General features: G+C 65.6%; 8 protein-coding genes (1 of these 8 only partly in view). 1 reads left to right on the top strand and 7 read right to left on the bottom strand.

Translation table 11 applies throughout. The features are described 5' to 3' along the window. The 3 genes from HPY65_05510 to HPY65_05500 all read right to left on the bottom strand — a co-directional run bounded on the left by HPY65_05510 (position 1) and on the right by HPY65_05500 (position 3612). The gene (locus tag HPY65_05510) at positions 1-1824 is read right to left on the bottom strand and encodes an HlyD family efflux transporter periplasmic adaptor subunit (protein ID NPU83926.1); all 1824 of its coding nucleotides are present in this window, start codon (positions 1822-1824) and stop codon (positions 1-3) included. Positions 1825-2104: 280 nt separating this feature from the next. Beyond that, the gene (locus HPY65_05505) at positions 2105-2449 is read right to left on the bottom strand and encodes a DUF3467 domain-containing protein (GenBank protein ID NPU83925.1); all 345 of its coding nucleotides are present in this window, start codon (positions 2447-2449) and stop codon (positions 2105-2107) included. Between the two features lie 116 nt (positions 2450-2565). After that, the gene (locus HPY65_05500; protein NPU83924.1) at positions 2566-3612 is read right to left on the bottom strand and encodes a methyltransferase type 12; all 1047 of its coding nucleotides are present in this window, start codon (positions 3610-3612) and stop codon (positions 2566-2568) included. A gap of 29 nt (positions 3613-3641) precedes the next feature. Here HPY65_05500 and HPY65_05495 point away from each other — a divergent pair, with 29 nt between their 5' ends. Further along, on the top strand, positions 3642-4262 hold the full coding sequence (locus tag HPY65_05495; GenBank protein NPU83923.1) for a uridine kinase: 621 nt from the start codon (positions 3642-3644) through the stop codon (positions 4260-4262). A 392-nt stretch (positions 4263-4654) separates the two neighbouring features. On the opposite strand, the gene HPY65_05490 is transcribed toward HPY65_05495, so the two are convergent. From HPY65_05490 to HPY65_05475, 4 genes are all read right to left on the bottom strand, one after another. Next, complete coding sequence (locus HPY65_05490; protein ID NPU83922.1) at positions 4655-5515, bottom strand: hypothetical protein; 861 nt, start codon at positions 5513-5515, stop codon at positions 4655-4657. 9 nt (positions 5516-5524) lie between these two features. Beyond that, positions 5525-6469, bottom strand: a complete 945-nt coding sequence (locus HPY65_05485; GenBank protein NPU83921.1) for a radical SAM protein — start codon at positions 6467-6469, stop codon at positions 5525-5527. 96 nt (positions 6470-6565) lie between these two features. Beyond that, positions 6566-7675 (bottom strand): hypothetical protein, encoded by a 1110-nt coding sequence (locus HPY65_05480; GenBank protein NPU83920.1) that lies wholly within the window; start codon positions 7673-7675, stop codon positions 6566-6568. A 93-nt stretch (positions 7676-7768) separates the two neighbouring features. Beyond that, positions 7769-14197, bottom strand: partial view of a DUF4347 domain-containing protein gene (locus HPY65_05475; protein NPU83919.1) — the end only. 25944 nt of this gene lie beyond the right edge of the window; 6429 of the gene's 32373 nt are visible here — the last part of the coding sequence; the start codon falls outside the window, past its right edge; the stop codon is at positions 7769-7771.

The following is a 14197-nucleotide window of genomic DNA, read 5'->3' as shown; positions in this document are numbered from 1 at the left end:
TCAGGGCAGCCACGACCACAGGCGGAGGCGGAACCAGTCGATCAGGCCCCTCGTCCAGATGGAGATCATGAGCCTCCGGTCGACCTCGATCTTGCCGATGCCCTCCATGCCCGGCCGCAGGCGGGGAGACATGTTGTCCAGCATGGCCTCGACGCGGAAATAGTTCTTCCCCTCTTCCGCCGTCGAGAGGGGCGTGATCTTCTTCACCGTGAAGGGGTATTTTTCCCGGGAAAGCGAGGACAGGACCAGGACGCCCCGCTGTCCCTCCTTCACGTCGGCGATACCGTGCTCGTCTACCTTGAGGATGAGCCGGTACGCGTCCAGCGGCGCGATCACGAAGAGCTCCTCGCCGCGCTTCACCGCGGCGCCCTGCTTCTGGCTCAGGTCGCCGCTGAGGAGGACGCCGTCGAAGGGGGCCCGGATGACGATCTGCCGGAGCCTGTTGTCCAGGAGGTTCAACTCGGCCTGGACCTGTCCCGCCTGGGCGCTGACGATGTTCGCCTCGGCGCGGTTGTGCTCGGCCATGGCCTTCTTGTACTGCCGGTCGTACTGCCCCCGTTTGCTTGCGAGGTTGATCCTCTCCAGCATCAGTTCCCGGTCGTCCAGCTGACAGATGACCGTGTCCTTCTTCACGACGTCGCCCGCCCGAGCGCTCGCCGTCTTGATGTACCCGTCCATGGGCGAGACGAGGGAGCGGCTGATGGAGCCCTCCAGGACCGCATTCGCGGAGAGCCTGTATTCGTCCATGGCCAGGCTGAAAAAGACGACGAGGGCGATCACGCCCAGGACGGCGGCCTTCCGGACGATATAGCCCGGGCCGAACAGCCGGACCGCCTGCCGCTTCAGGGCATCGAGCATGCCGAACACGAAGGGCCGGTCCTGGCGGTGCTTGTTCTCCAGCACGGGTCCCGCCAGGGCGACGACACTCTTGACGTAGGCGACGTCATCGGCGGAGAAGGGCCGCTCGTCCTGCCGCTCCAGGGTGAGCGCCGCATAGTACTTGTCGTGCCCGTAAAGGGGCAGGGTCATCATCGCCCGGGTGCCGTGCCGCTGGGCCATCTGCTCGTGGTCGCGAACGACCAGGGCCCCGGCATCCGGGGGAACGGGGTACAGGATCTCGCCGCGATGCATGACCGCCTCGTCCATGGCGGCGCTGATCGACTGCATCAGGTTCATCTTCTGGCCGACGATCGCCGTATGGGAGATCGCCTTCACCTGAGTGTGCTTCCCCTTCACCAGGCCCAGGCTTACCCGGTCGCATTCCAGGCGGTTGGCGATTTCCGTCACGAAGGCCTTGGCCGCCCCGTCGAAGCGTTCCTCCGCCAGCACCCCGGCCAGGATGTCCACCGCCGCCTTCATACGCTTCAGGGTTTTCGTGTCTTCCACGCCCCGGAGCCGGCGGATCCGGTTCTCGAGCCAGACGGACCCCCAGCGCAGATCCTCCATGGCGGTACGAAGCGCTTCTCCGGAAGGGGCGGTCACCTCCACGGCCACGGCGCCGTAAAGTTCGCCGTCCATGATGACCGGGTAGGCCAGGCCGTAGTGCCGAACCGTGTCCGCGGCAATGCCGTCGATCTCGGACAGCTCCACGAGCATCCCTTCCGACTCGGTAATCGTGTGCTCCAGGACGGCCGCCAGGGGCTCCCCTGTGCTTCCCTCCGGCCACGAGGCCACGGGTGCGAAGCTCTGCCGGAGGGGATCCCGGAGCACCAGGACCGCCTGGACGCACCCCCGGATGAGGGAGGACTGGATGGCCAGCCAGGCCGCGGCGAAATCGTCGGACCTTTCGGCATGTTCGAGATCGATCCAGAGTTTTTCCATCATCCTCGGCTCCCTGTTTCGCCCCCGGAACGGAATGTCGTGACCGAATCATTCATGGTTCATTCCTTCCCGGGAAAAGGGATCCGGGGGACGGACCGGGCATTTCCCGGAAATCGCATGGGACGACCTGGCATCGATGAACGGCCGGCACCGGGACGTCGCTTGCAGCCGCCCGGCGTGGCAGACTCGGACGAGACGGGTGAATGGTATAAAAAAAGGGGCGGGCAAGCCGCCTCCCGGAGAGCGGGCGGCCCCCCGGGAGACAGTCGGCGGTTTCCGCCGGTTATGCGTTCTCCTCCGGCTTGTCGCCGGCTTCCAGCTGGATTTCACCGAAGCGGCTCTCATGCTGGCGCACGATGTTCCGGAGCAGGAGCGAAAGGCGCTTGGCCGCGAAGGGATTCAGGATGACGCGGTCGCTGATGTCCACCGTCAGCTCACGCTGCTCGGGATTCCAGGTCTTGTTGATGCCGAACAGGAGCGTGAACTCCTCGCGGGTGCTGGAGACGTTGCAGACGTTGGCGTAGGTTGTCTGCATCTTGGCGACATCCCAGCGGATTGTCGCCTTGACATTATCCGCATCGGCCCCCGGAAGGGAGGCCTGAACGGTTTTCTCGTTTTTTGCTGCCATGCTTTCCTCCTCGAAATTGATTTGCAGGATTCTCTTTTTTTTTAATTTCTTATATGACTGCATACGCCCTGTCAACAGGGCGGTGGATCCGCCGGGCTACGATTCCGCGCTCCCGGTCACCGGGTGCCCGTCACCAGAAAAAAGGGCATCTCCAGATCGATTTTCCGGACCTCCACCTTACCGAAACCAAGGGCCCGCAAATGGTCCACGTAGAAACGAGGCGGGCGGTAACTATGATGAAAGAGCAGAAACGGAACCAGGGAGTAGGGGAGCGGCCTTCCGTCAAGCTCCAGGGGGGCCCGCTCGAAGATGAGCACCGTCCCTCCCGGATCGAGGGCGCCGGCGGCCCGGGCCATCAGCTCTTTCGCCGCTTCGTCCGGCCAGTCGTGGAGCATCGACTTGAAGCTGACCAGGTCGAAACCGCCCGGCCAGACATCGACCAGCGCGTTGCCTTTCACAAAGGAGATCCGCGATGCTTCCGGCTCTCCGCTCAGGTGGGCGGCTCCGATCTCGCAGACCAGCGGCAGATCGAAGACCGCGGCCTCAACGCCAGGATGGCTCCGGCAGATCCGGAGGACGAATTCCCCGCTGTTTCCGCCAACGTCCAGGATGCGCCGGCATCCTCCGAAATCGTGGTACTTCAGGCAGGCCCGGGCCTCGTATTTCGTCAGCACCGTCGTGACCCGCATCCACCGCCGGGCCACCCGGACGGCCTCCTCGCTCCGCTCGCTGCACCGGTCGTAGGCGAACAGCCCGTAAAAATCCGATTTCTTCGCAAATTCCCGGGGGCGAAAGACGAAGTCGGGGAAATAACTCAGGACGTCGTAGGCGCAGAAGTTTGCCAGCTCCAGCTTCAGTTCCAGGAGATCCCGATAGGCCAAAGCGTGGAGGAATGCCTCCGACAACAGGAACTCTCCGTTGCGGCGGAGAACCACCCGGCCGGCGATAAGCTGGTCCAGAAGCAGCTCCATCCCCCGCCGGTCCGCACGGAACCGGTCCGCCAGCTCTTCGAAAGAGACCGTCCCGCGCTCCAGGAAATAATCGACAAGGCCGCTCTCGAAGGCCGTGCCAAGGCACCGGGCAGTCAGGATATCCGGCAGAAAATCGTCCACACAGAGATAATCGAACTCCCGGTCCGAACCGGGCAACGTCACTTTGTTCACCAAATCCCCGTTTCCATCATGGAGTCCGCATGATACCCGTCATTGCCATCGCTGCACCCGTCGGGGGAGGAAAGACATCCCTCTCGACGGCCATCGCATCCGGACTGGGGGATGCATCCCTCATCAGTTACGACCATTACGAACAGGCCACCCGCGGATCCGCCGGCGACATCGAGCGCTGGATCGACGACGGCGCACGGATCGACGACCTGGACGTCCCCGGCCTGGCGGAGGCCCTGGCCGCGCTGAAACGGGGCGAAGCTGTGGCCGATCCCCGGACCGGCACCCCGATCGCGACGGGAAAATGGATCGTCCTGGAGACGCCCCTGGGCCGGGAGCATGCGGCGACGGCCCCCCTCATCGACTTCCTGCTCTGGATCGACACGCCCCTCGACGTGGCTCTGGCCCGGAAGATCCGGGAATTCACGACTCTTTTCCCGATGACGGGGGGAGAGCACGACGCCCGGGCCTTCATCGCCTGGCTCGGCGGCTACCTCGACAACTACCTCCGCATCGTGAGCCGGATGCTTCAGATGCAGCGGGAGCGGGTGCCCCTCCGCGCCGATGTCGTCCTCGACGGCCGGGCCGATTTCGACACCCTGGTCCGCCAGGCCCTCGAGGCGATCCGGAGCCGTTATCCTGCCGGGTAAAAGCAGCCGTTGTCCACTCGTTCTCGGCGCGGGGGCTGCCACGGGGGCGTGCACCTGAACGGGAGTGAGACTTCCCTCGCGCTCAGAAGCGTTTTTTCGACCCTGCAACGTCTCGCTCCGCTGCAAAGTCATAACTCGCGCCTGGCGGCGCTCAGACAGATGACTTTGCGGGCGCTGCGCTGCGACGGCAGGGTGCCCCGAAAAAGCCGCTATTCGCGCTCCGGGAAGCCCCCCTCCCCGACCGACCTTCGCGGGGGCGCGACCGGGGGTTCCCAGAGGAGCAATTAGGACTTTTTTTCCATCCCTCCAGCCTTCCTGGTCGTCGATGACGGATCGTGGAAAAAAAGTCCGCGACGGCGGGAGCCCCCGTGGCAGCCCCCTGCGCCATGACTCTAGAAGATCCCGTAGTACCCGCTCTTTTCGATCCTCAACAGCCCGCCTTCCATCCGGTAGTCGAACCCGACGTCGTACAGCAGGTGGTCGAGCTGCGCCCGGTTCTCCTCCACGAAGGAGCGGAGCCCCCGCGGATACTCCAGCCAGTTCATGAAAAAGATCAACTGATCCACGGTGATGCCGGAAAAATAGATGCAGTCGCTCCGCTGCTTGTTCGCCAGGCAGACGGTCCGGCAGTCCCGAAGCTCCGGCCGGTAGATCGCATCGAGGTCGAGGGCCGTCGAATCGATCTGGGCGGAGCAGGCGATCTTGGCCAGGATGTCCTGCCGGTGCCGCGCCGCGTCGAAGAAGAAATAGAAGTTCTCCAGGCGGGAGCCCGACGGGGTGACGGAATAGCAGATGCCGGAGGAGACGGCGCTCCCCGGATTGCCGATGTACATGTGGATCTCGTCCAGGTCCCGGCCCCCCGAAACCAGCGCATCGTCGATGTCGAGGGAAAACATGAAATAGTGCTGATCCTCGTTGAGGGCCGCCGTGGACCGGACCAGGGGCGCCATCGCCCGGAGGACCCTCGTCGCGGACCGCTGCCGCTCCCGCCTCCGGTAGTCGTAGAAATAGTATTCCCAGCCGATCCTCTCCCCCGCCCGCTTCACGCCCCAGACGCTCATGGAGGGACCGATACCCTGCCGGACAAGATCGACCAGGTCGAACATCCGCCCGTCGGCCCCGGCGTGCTCGAAGGAGTGGAACAGCAGGTTCGCCGACCGCATCTTGCCTTCCCAGGGGGCCGCCGGGTCGTACTGCCACAGGCAGTAATTGAAGAAGGGATCCCCGGCTGTCATGATCTCGCGCCGTTCCATGGCCGTTCCTCAATCCGCTCCCCGGGACCGGTCGGCGGACCGCCCACCGAAGGGCGACAGGAGTTCCCGCTCGTCTCCGAATTTCCGCAGGTAGGCGTTGGAGAGCCCCCAGCATTCCCGGGCCCCGCATTTCTCCCGGTGGACACAGCTCCCGAAGCCGCTTCGGCCGAATTCCTGCCAGAACCGGTTCGGCAGCACCGTCACGGGAAACCAGTCGTCGAAGACGGCCGGCGGCCCCGCCGGGAGGCACTCCGGAAAGCTCTTCAGGACCACCGGCTTGCCCGACGGGCCGACCTCCTCCAGGATCTCCGGCAGGATCCGCAGGAACTCCGGGAGACCCACCAGGAGGTCTTGCCGGTCCGTCTCTCCCATGGGGAAGAGGTTCCACAGGTGGATCTCGCTGGTCCGGAGGCCCGCCAGGAAATTCATCAGCGGCCGGAGTTCGCGAACATTGATCTGGTTCAGGACCGTATTGGTGATCACGTTCACGCCCCTGTAGGCTCCCAGGTTCCGGAGTCCCGCCAGGGTCTCCCGGAACGATCCCGCCACACCGGTGATCGCATCATGGACTTCTTCGAGTCCGTGGACGCTGACGAAGAACTCGTTCACCCCGCAGGCGACGAGGTTGTCCAGGTAGCGCCGGTCGGCGAGGCGCCGGCCGTTCGTCTGGACCTGGATCTTCCGGAACCAGTCGAAGGATGTGGCGAAGCGGACGTACCGGTCCAGATCGTCGAAGGTCGTCACTTCCGCGCCGGAGAGGATCAGGTTCTCGAAGCGCTCTTCCCGGACGACGTCGCGGATGATCTTCCGGTACCGGTCGAAGCCGATGGGCGGCAGCGTCCCGCGGATGTCCGAGAGCATGCAGATGTTGCAGGCATTGTTGCAGCCGAACCAGACGGAGACGACGATGTACTTCGCCAGGTCGACACGCCCGACCGGAACCTTGCGCTCCACGATCCCCCGATTCCCCCTCCCGGGAACGGTATTTCCGTCCCCGCGATCCGGCTCCCCGTCCCGAGGGCCGGCGCCTCATTTCTTCTGTTTTCCCGTTCAGTGTCCTCCGGGCCCCTGCCGGGAGCTTCCCTTCACGCCGTAGTAGACGGTCAGGAAATCCCGTCCCCGGCGATCGGTTCCGCCGGAAACATGCCCGAAGATCTGCTTCTTCGCCGGTTCGTAGACACGGTGGAACGTCTCCTCGTCAATCGACAGGTGCCGGCACATCATGAGCAGGAACGGGTAAAGCTCTCCCAGGAGCAGGTTGGCCCGGTACAGGTTGAGGTCGAAGGATACCCGGGGATTCCCCTCCTCCTCCACCTCCACGTAGAGATGCTCTTCGGGCCTCATCCTCCGGGCGGCCGTCTCCACGATTCCCCTGACAATCCCGTATACCGGATTCCGGCCGCCGCCGTAAAAGGACTCCGACAGCCGCCGGAGAATCGTCTCCACGGACCAGGAGGGGTGGCACAGGTAGCGGGCCGTCGTGTGGCGGGCGCTGTCGCCGGCATCCCACTTGAAGCCCCGGTGGATCACGAAAGAGCCCGGGTCGTCCGGGGAATCCCGGATCACGCGCCGGAACTCCGGTCCATATTCCAGGTAGGCCTTGTAGAGGGACGTGTCTTCGCCTTCTTCGAAGCCGAACAGCACGATGTTCGCCTCGGGGAGGCCCCGGAGGAATTCCAGCCGCTGGGACTCCGGCATGCCGACGGCCCTGCAGAGATCGTCCAGTTTCCCTTCGAGGCCGCGCCCCGCCGCCTCCCTGTGAAAACCGGCAAGGAAACGGTTGCCCAGGAGCGTCCCCGGCAGCATCTTGAAAGACTGCTCGAACCCGTAGTGGACGCCGAGCCCGTCGATCCGGTCGATGAGCCGGCGGGCCTTTTCCCCCTGAACGGAGTCGATGATCCGCCGCCGCTCCTCCCCCGGAGAGCGGTCCGCGCCCGGTTCGGGTGCCAGCCCGAATTCCGCCTCGTAATCCTCCACGGCCGCTTCGAGGACGAGAGCCAGCCGTTTCGCGGCAGCGGGCGGCAGGATGATCCTCTTGTCGGCCGGACGGTCATGTCCGCCGAACCCCGCCGCTTCCGGCAGCTTTCCCCGGACGAGAAAATGGAACTCCCCCGCCGGGGAGAGGAAAATGTGAATGAGTTCCGCCTTCAGGTTCGCCATCCGTTCACCCTGGCAGGGCGCCTCCGGCTGTCTGCCGGATCGAAAAACAAGCCCCGCCTTGCGGGCGGGGCTTGATGCCGCAGGAGCCGGCCGTCATTTCCAGGATCCAGCGCTCTTCCATGTCTTGAAGCGCTTCTTTTCCTGCTTCTCCGCGAGATCCTTGAACGACTGCCGGTCGATGACGCCACTCTTTCCGAGGTCCCCGCCGGAGATGACCTTCCAGCCCAGGAGGCCCGCCATCGCCGCTCCGGCCCCCATGTCGACCGTGCGGTCGAGATCCGTCCCGTCGTCCACGGCCGCCGAGCCTTCGTCGCCGGGCTCCGGTTCCTGCGGACCGCCGCCTTCGCCGCCCTGGCCCTGCGCCCCCTGTCCGCCGGCGGCGCCGTCGCCCGTCTGCTGCCCGTCACCCGTTTCACCGGAGGTCCCTTCTCCGGAGGTCTGGCCTCCCTCGCCCTGCTGACCGGAAGCTCCCTGTCCCGCTCCCGAATCCGAGCCCCGGTCATTCGCTCCCTGTCCCGAACCGGAATCGCCGGACGATCCGCCCTGCGAAACCTCATAGCTGTCGCTGTGCCCCTCCCCATCCTGGAAGAGATCGGCGTCGCCCAGCCTCATGAGCTCCGTTCCGTAGCTCGTCGCCACCCAGACACCCGGCAGTGTCGATCCGGTCGAGAAGAAGGAGCCGAAATTCGTGCCTCCGGTCCCCCCCGGCGCCATTCCGTTCTCCTCCCCGCCGGACCCGGACTGTCCGCCCATTCCCGGGGAGGTACCACTCCAGAGCGATTCGGACTCTGCGTTCGTGCCATCCTCGAGGGATGTCATGGTATTGGTGATCAGGTCGATGCTGTCGAGGCGGACCAGGGACTGCACCTTGCCGGCCATGATGGTGACCCGGCCGTAGGTTCCGACCATGACGTCCTGGCCCAGGGTGCCGACGAAGGTGTTGCTGATCTCGCCGCCGAACATGATGTCTTCTCCGGAGCCGCTGTCGAGATAGTCGTCGCCGCCGCCGCTGTGGTGATCGATCGTCTCGACGTAGAGCCATTCGCCGGAGGTCAGGGTGACCTGCCCCCCGTCTCCGATCAGGACGTCGTTGTCATCCCCGCCGTACATGTGGTCGCTGGCGGTGCCGCCGATGAGGATGTCGCTGCCGGTCCCGCTCCTCATCTCGTCATCGCCGCCGCTGGTGGGATCGATGGACCGGACGAGGGACGGAATGCCGCTCTCATACTGGATCTCGCCGTTGTCGCCGATGAGGATGTCGTCGCCGCCGGCGGTTGTGACCATATCGTCCCCGAAGCCCGCGATCACGTGCTTGTTGCCGTTCCCCGCGACGATGGTGTCGTCGCCGCCGCTTCCAGGCTGTGTGGAAATGGCAAGGACCGGTACGAGATGTCCCGCCGAACCCACGTAACGGATCGTGCCGTTGTCGCCGAAGATGATGCTCCGCCCGGAGCCGACCGTGATCCGGTCCGCGCCCATGCCTCCCAGGATCGCGTTGTCCCCGTCGCCGGCGGTGATTGTGTCGGCGCCGCCGAAGGCCGGATTCGCCGCTGTGTCGGTCGTTGCCAGGAACTTCGGTGCGCCGTCGGTGCCGTGGTCGATCCGCGCGTTGTCTCCGAAGACGATGTCGTTCCCGAGGCCCGTGTCGATCATGTCGGACCCGAAACCGCCCATGAGGATGTCGTTGTCTGCATTCCCTTCGATCGTGTCGTTGGCCCCCTGGCCGGGATCGATGGTCTCCGTGGCGGAGACGACACCGGCGGCGAAGGTGATCCGGCCGAAGTCGCCGATGACGGTATCCTTGTCGCTGCCGACGACGGAGGCACCGCCCGAGCCGTTGCCTCCGTAGAGCAGGTCGGCCTCGACGCCGCCGAAAATCGTGTCGTCGCCGGCGTTTCCGTAAATCGTGTCGATGCCGCCGGACGCCGTGTTCCGCGTGTAGGCCAGGTCGGCGGTCGTGTTGTCCGCATCGCGCGAGACGTAGTCCATGACCCCGTGGTCGCCGAAGATCGTGTCGTTGCCGCCGTTCCCCTCGATCGCGTCGGCCCCGAGGCCGCCGAAGATACGGTCGTCGCCGTCGCCGCCGTGGATCGTGTCGCCCAGGCCGGCCGCCTCGCTTGTTGTCTCGATCCGGTTGACGCCGCCCGTGCCCAGAAGCCCGGAGGCCGCCTGGGTGACGATCCCGTGGTCGCCGAAGATGATGTCGTTGCCGGCGCCGCCCTCGATCGTGTCGGTCCCCGGGGTTTCCGTCGTCGGCACCGTGAGGGTGCGGCTCGACAGCGTGGTATTGAACCCTGAATCGCCGTAGATGATGTCGTTCCCGGCCTGCCCGTCGATCGTGTCGTCGCCCAGGCCGCCGGCGATCTGGTCGTTCCCCTGGCTGCCGTTGATCAGGTCGTCGCCGGGACCGCCGTAGATCACAACGCCGTCGTTTGAGGCGGATGCATCGATCGTATCGGCCCCGGGGGTATCGAACCGGATGCCGGAACTGGAGGGGGTGCCGCCCGTCGAGGTGTAGCGGCTGCCGTCCTCGGAGGTGTCGCCGTACAGGACCAGGGGCGAGGCCGACCCACCGCCGCCCGTGACGATCAGGGTGTCGGCACCGCCGCCGCCGTGGACGGCCGTGGCCGTCCCGGCCCGCGTGCCCGTTACCGTGAAGGTGTCGCTCCCCGTCCCGAGGAGCACTTCGGCGACTTCGAGGTTCGTATAGGCAATGCCACCCTTGTAGGTGAACAGGTCGGGGGCCGCCTCCGTGCCCTTGTTCACGACGAGGTCCGTCCCCATGCCGAGGCCGCCGATCAGGGTCGCCGACACGGTTCCATCTGCCTTCACGCTGTAATCGGTGTGCAGCTGAAGCGTCGACATCACCCCCGTGTCGTCGGAGACGCTGGCGTCGTTGTACACGTTCAGCGTGTCCGTCATGGTGGACTCGTCGACGTCGATCACGACCTCGGGAAGGTCCGGGTTCAGTTCCCCGGGGAGGGTCACGCCCGGCTTCACGGAGCGATCCTCGGGCCCGACGCCGCCCTCGACGACGAGGGGGCCCTGGATCCGATTCAGGGTGTGGGACATCAGCGGGAAGGACATCTCGAAGTTGTTTTCCGTGGGTGCCCCGTCCGTGGCCTTGACCGTGATCACCGCGGCGACGTTCCAGTCCGCCTCTGTGAAGGTGACCGTTCCGTCCGTGGAATTGAAGCGGGCGTCGGCGCTGGAGACGACCGTCTGCCCGTCCGTGAGGATCTTCACGGTGACGGTTGTGCCCGCGGCCGGTGCCTTCGTCAGGACGATGCTGTAGGTGTCGCCCGTGGCGTCGCCCTGGACCACGCGCGTGGAGCCGTCCGTCTGGGTGATCAGGGCGCCGGCGGAGTCGTTGTCGACGACGGTCACGTTGACCGTCGGCTTCTCGCTGACGGTGAATCCCGGATCGGTGCTCGTCACCGTGGCGGTGATCACCGAGGTCTGCGTGTTTTCCGCCGTGGCGTCGTCCACGGCCGTCACGGTGACCGTCTGTGCGATGTTCCAGTTCGTGCTGTCGAAGGTGAGTGTCGCCGTGTCGAGGGAGAGCTGCCCTGCATTGTATGCCAGGTCGACCGTGACCGTCTCGCCGGCGGCAACCGCGTGTGTCAGCCGCACGGTGAAGGTGTCGGTGGCTCCCTCCAGGGCCTGCGTGTTGTTCCCGCTCTCGACGATGACGAGGCCCGCCTTGTCGTCGTCCTGGACCTTCACCATCACGTCGTTGATCCTGGCCTTGTCCAGGTCGGCGCGGTTGCTGATGACGCTGTGGCTCACGGTGACGTTCCGCTCGCCCTCGGAGACGGCGTCGGAGACAGCCTTCACCCAGATCGTCTGGCTGTCCGTCCAGTTCGTGATGTCGAAGGTCAGGACCAGCGCGTCGTAGTAGTTGACGCCGTCGGTGGACAGGAGGACCGTGTCCGCCCCGAGGGCGCCCTCTTCCGACTCCGACTTGGCCGCGGAGACGGTGATGTAGGCCACATCGCCCGCCTCAACCGGATCGAGGGACGCCGTCGCCAGGGAGATCGTGTAGGTGTCCACGGAGCCCGCCACATCCTCGTCCACCACCGTGCCGCCGCCGCTCTCCGTGATGACGACCGCGCCCGTTTCCGCGTCGGCCACGTTGAGGGCGATGCCGTCCACGAGGAGCCCGTCGTAGGCGGGGTCGTCGCTCGTGACGCTGTGGTTGATGACGCCGCTTCTCCCCTCCAGCTCGGCGCTGATGACCGTTCCCGTCACGTCGCCCGCCACGTTGACCGTGTCGTTCCCGAGTCCGCCGATGATCGTCGTCACCATGTTGGCCGCAGTGCTGAGGACGAAGATCGTGTCGTCGCCCTCCAGCCCGTCCACCTCGAGGGCCTCCTCGACGCCGTCCAGGGTGATGTTGATGCCGGCGCCGAAGATCCCGTAGGAGGTGACGACGAAGACGTCGTTCGCCTCGGTGCCCAGGGCCACTACGCGGTCGTAGCCCGCTCCGCCGTTGATGCTGATGGGCGACTTGATGCTGTACTGGATGTAGTCGTCGCCGATGCCGCCGTCCACCTCGGTGAGCTGCTGCTCCGGGTCGAAGGAATGCAGCATGATGAAGGCCCGGACCACGAACTCGTCGTTCCCGTCGCCGCCCTCCAGGCGGAGCTTGGCGATGTTGTTGTAGACCGAGAACGTGTCGTTGCCGCTGCCGCCGTAGACGGTCGTCGCGTAGCTGATCCCCCGGCTGAGGAAGCCCATGGTCGTCTCGATGGTCTCGAAGACGTCGCCCACGGCGATGTTGGCGGCCACATCGCGCAGGGAGCCGAAGAGCTGTCCAATCTGGAAATAGTCGGCCCCGGCACCGCCGTCCAGGGTGGTGATGGCGGAGTTGTCGTCGGTGAAGAACGAATCCGCGCCGATGCCGCCGGCAACGATCAGCCGGCCGTTGATGCTCGTGTCGTAGTTGATGCGCTCGACGTCGGCGGAGTACCCACCGTCATAGGAGCCATGGAGGACCGCCACGAAGGTCTTCCGGAGGAGGAAGTCGTCGTCGTCCGCCGTGCCGTTGACGGTCAGCGTGTCCGTGCCGTCGTCCGGGGCCCCGGTGTCGGTGACGTTGACGATGTAGTCGCCGGTCCCGGAGGCGTTGACGACGTAGCGGTCCGTCCCGGCCTGGCCGTCCAGGTTCAGGGCGTCGCGCGTTGCGTACTTGCTGCTGGTCAGCGTCTTGAGCGTGTCGGCGGTGAGCAGGTCCTCCCCGTCGCCTCCGTAGACGTTCGTCTGGCCGTCGACGGAGCGGAGGGTGACCGTGTCGTTCCCGGCGTAGGCATAGACGTTGGTCACGTTGCCGTAGGTGCCCTCCACCGCCGCCTGCACGCCGGCGTTCGGGTAGACGACGGTGTCGTGGGTCCGCTCGAGGATGATCGTGTCGTCGTCGGCGTTCCCGTTCACCTCGACCTCGCTGCCGCCGACCACGCCCAGGAGGCGGATGGTCGTGCCGGCCGCGTCGGCGCTCCCGTAGTCGCCGCTGATGGTGACCTTGCCCGCCGCCAGGACGAAGCTGCCCTCTTCCAGCGTCACGTCGTCGCCGGCACGCAGCGTCACATAGCTCGTTTTCGACCAGACGGTGATGCCGTCCCGGACGATCAGGTCGTCGACGTCCGCCGCCCGCTCGGTCGCGGTCAGGACAATGGAATCCGCCTCCGAGATCACGTCTTCCGTCACGTCGATGGTGCAGCTCGCGGTGATGTTGACGGCGCCGCCGCCCAGGAATCCCTGCTCGCTTCCGGGGACGACTCCGCCCACGGTGAGGTCCGAGGTGTTCGTGATCCAGGTGCTCCCCGAGGTGGCCAGGCCCTCGATGTTGTCCACGAGGGTCATGATCCGCTTGTCTTCTGCGCCGATGTTCAGGCCGGCGAAGAGGTAGGTCTTACCGGAGACGACGTTCGACCCGCCGTCGGACCGCCCGTTGTAGATGCTCCCGGTGGGCGCGGTGATGAAGGCTGTCCCGGCGTTGGTCGCGACGGAGTACAGGCTCAGGTCTTCGTCGCCCGCGCCGGGCGTCGCCTTGGACGAAATCTCGATAAGGAAGGTATTGAACTCGCTGGTCGAGGTGAGCGTCCCGGCTCCGGAGAAGGCCGTGTCGATGTCCAGGTAGTCATTCGCAGCGCCGATTTCGAACCCCGCCGTCAGGATGATGCTGTTGCCGATGACGTCGGGTGAGGGGTTTCCCTCCACGCCCTCGTCGTTGTCGTGGATAGACAGGGCGGCCCCCAGGTTGACGTTGGCGCTGGCCGATTTGATCACCCCGACGACCAGGTTGCCGGCCGACTCGTACAGGTAGATGCTCTGGCCCGCGTCGGCATTGAGCACCCCACCCTGGAGGTCCGTCTCCAGCGCACTGCCGTCAGCGCCGATGGTGCCGCTCGCCCCCGCCAGGAGGTATGCATCAGGGCTGTAGATGTTCCAGGTCCGGGTCGTCGCGTCGTCCGCATCGGCATCCAGCAGGGACCGCTCGGATCGCAGGTCGATGAACGTCCC

The sequence above is a fragment of the Syntrophaceae bacterium genome (assembly GCA_013177825.1).
Taxonomy (GTDB): domain Bacteria; phylum Desulfobacterota; class Syntrophia; order Syntrophales; family PHBD01; genus PHBD01.
The sequence above is the reverse complement of the archived record's forward strand: the minus strand, read 5'-3'. Positions and strand labels throughout refer to the sequence as shown.

What these genes read in the sequence shown, in the direction of transcription:
- HPY65_05480 (NPU83920.1), bottom strand. Translation starts at nt 7,675, where the DNA reads ATGGCGAACCTGAAGGCGGAACTCATTCACATTTTCCTCTCCCCGGCG.
- HPY65_05490 (NPU83922.1), bottom strand. Translation starts at nt 5,515, where the DNA reads ATGGAACGGCGCGAGATCATGACAGCCGGGGATCCCTTCTTCAATTAC.
- HPY65_05510 (NPU83926.1), bottom strand. Translation starts at nt 1,824, where the DNA reads ATGATGGAAAAACTCTGGATCGATCTCGAACATGCCGAAAGGTCCGAC.
- HPY65_05495 (NPU83923.1), top strand. Translation starts at nt 3,642, where the DNA reads ATGATACCCGTCATTGCCATCGCTGCACCCGTCGGGGGAGGAAAGACA.
- HPY65_05505 (NPU83925.1), bottom strand. Translation starts at nt 2,449, where the DNA reads ATGGCAGCAAAAAACGAGAAAACCGTTCAGGCCTCCCTTCCGGGGGCC.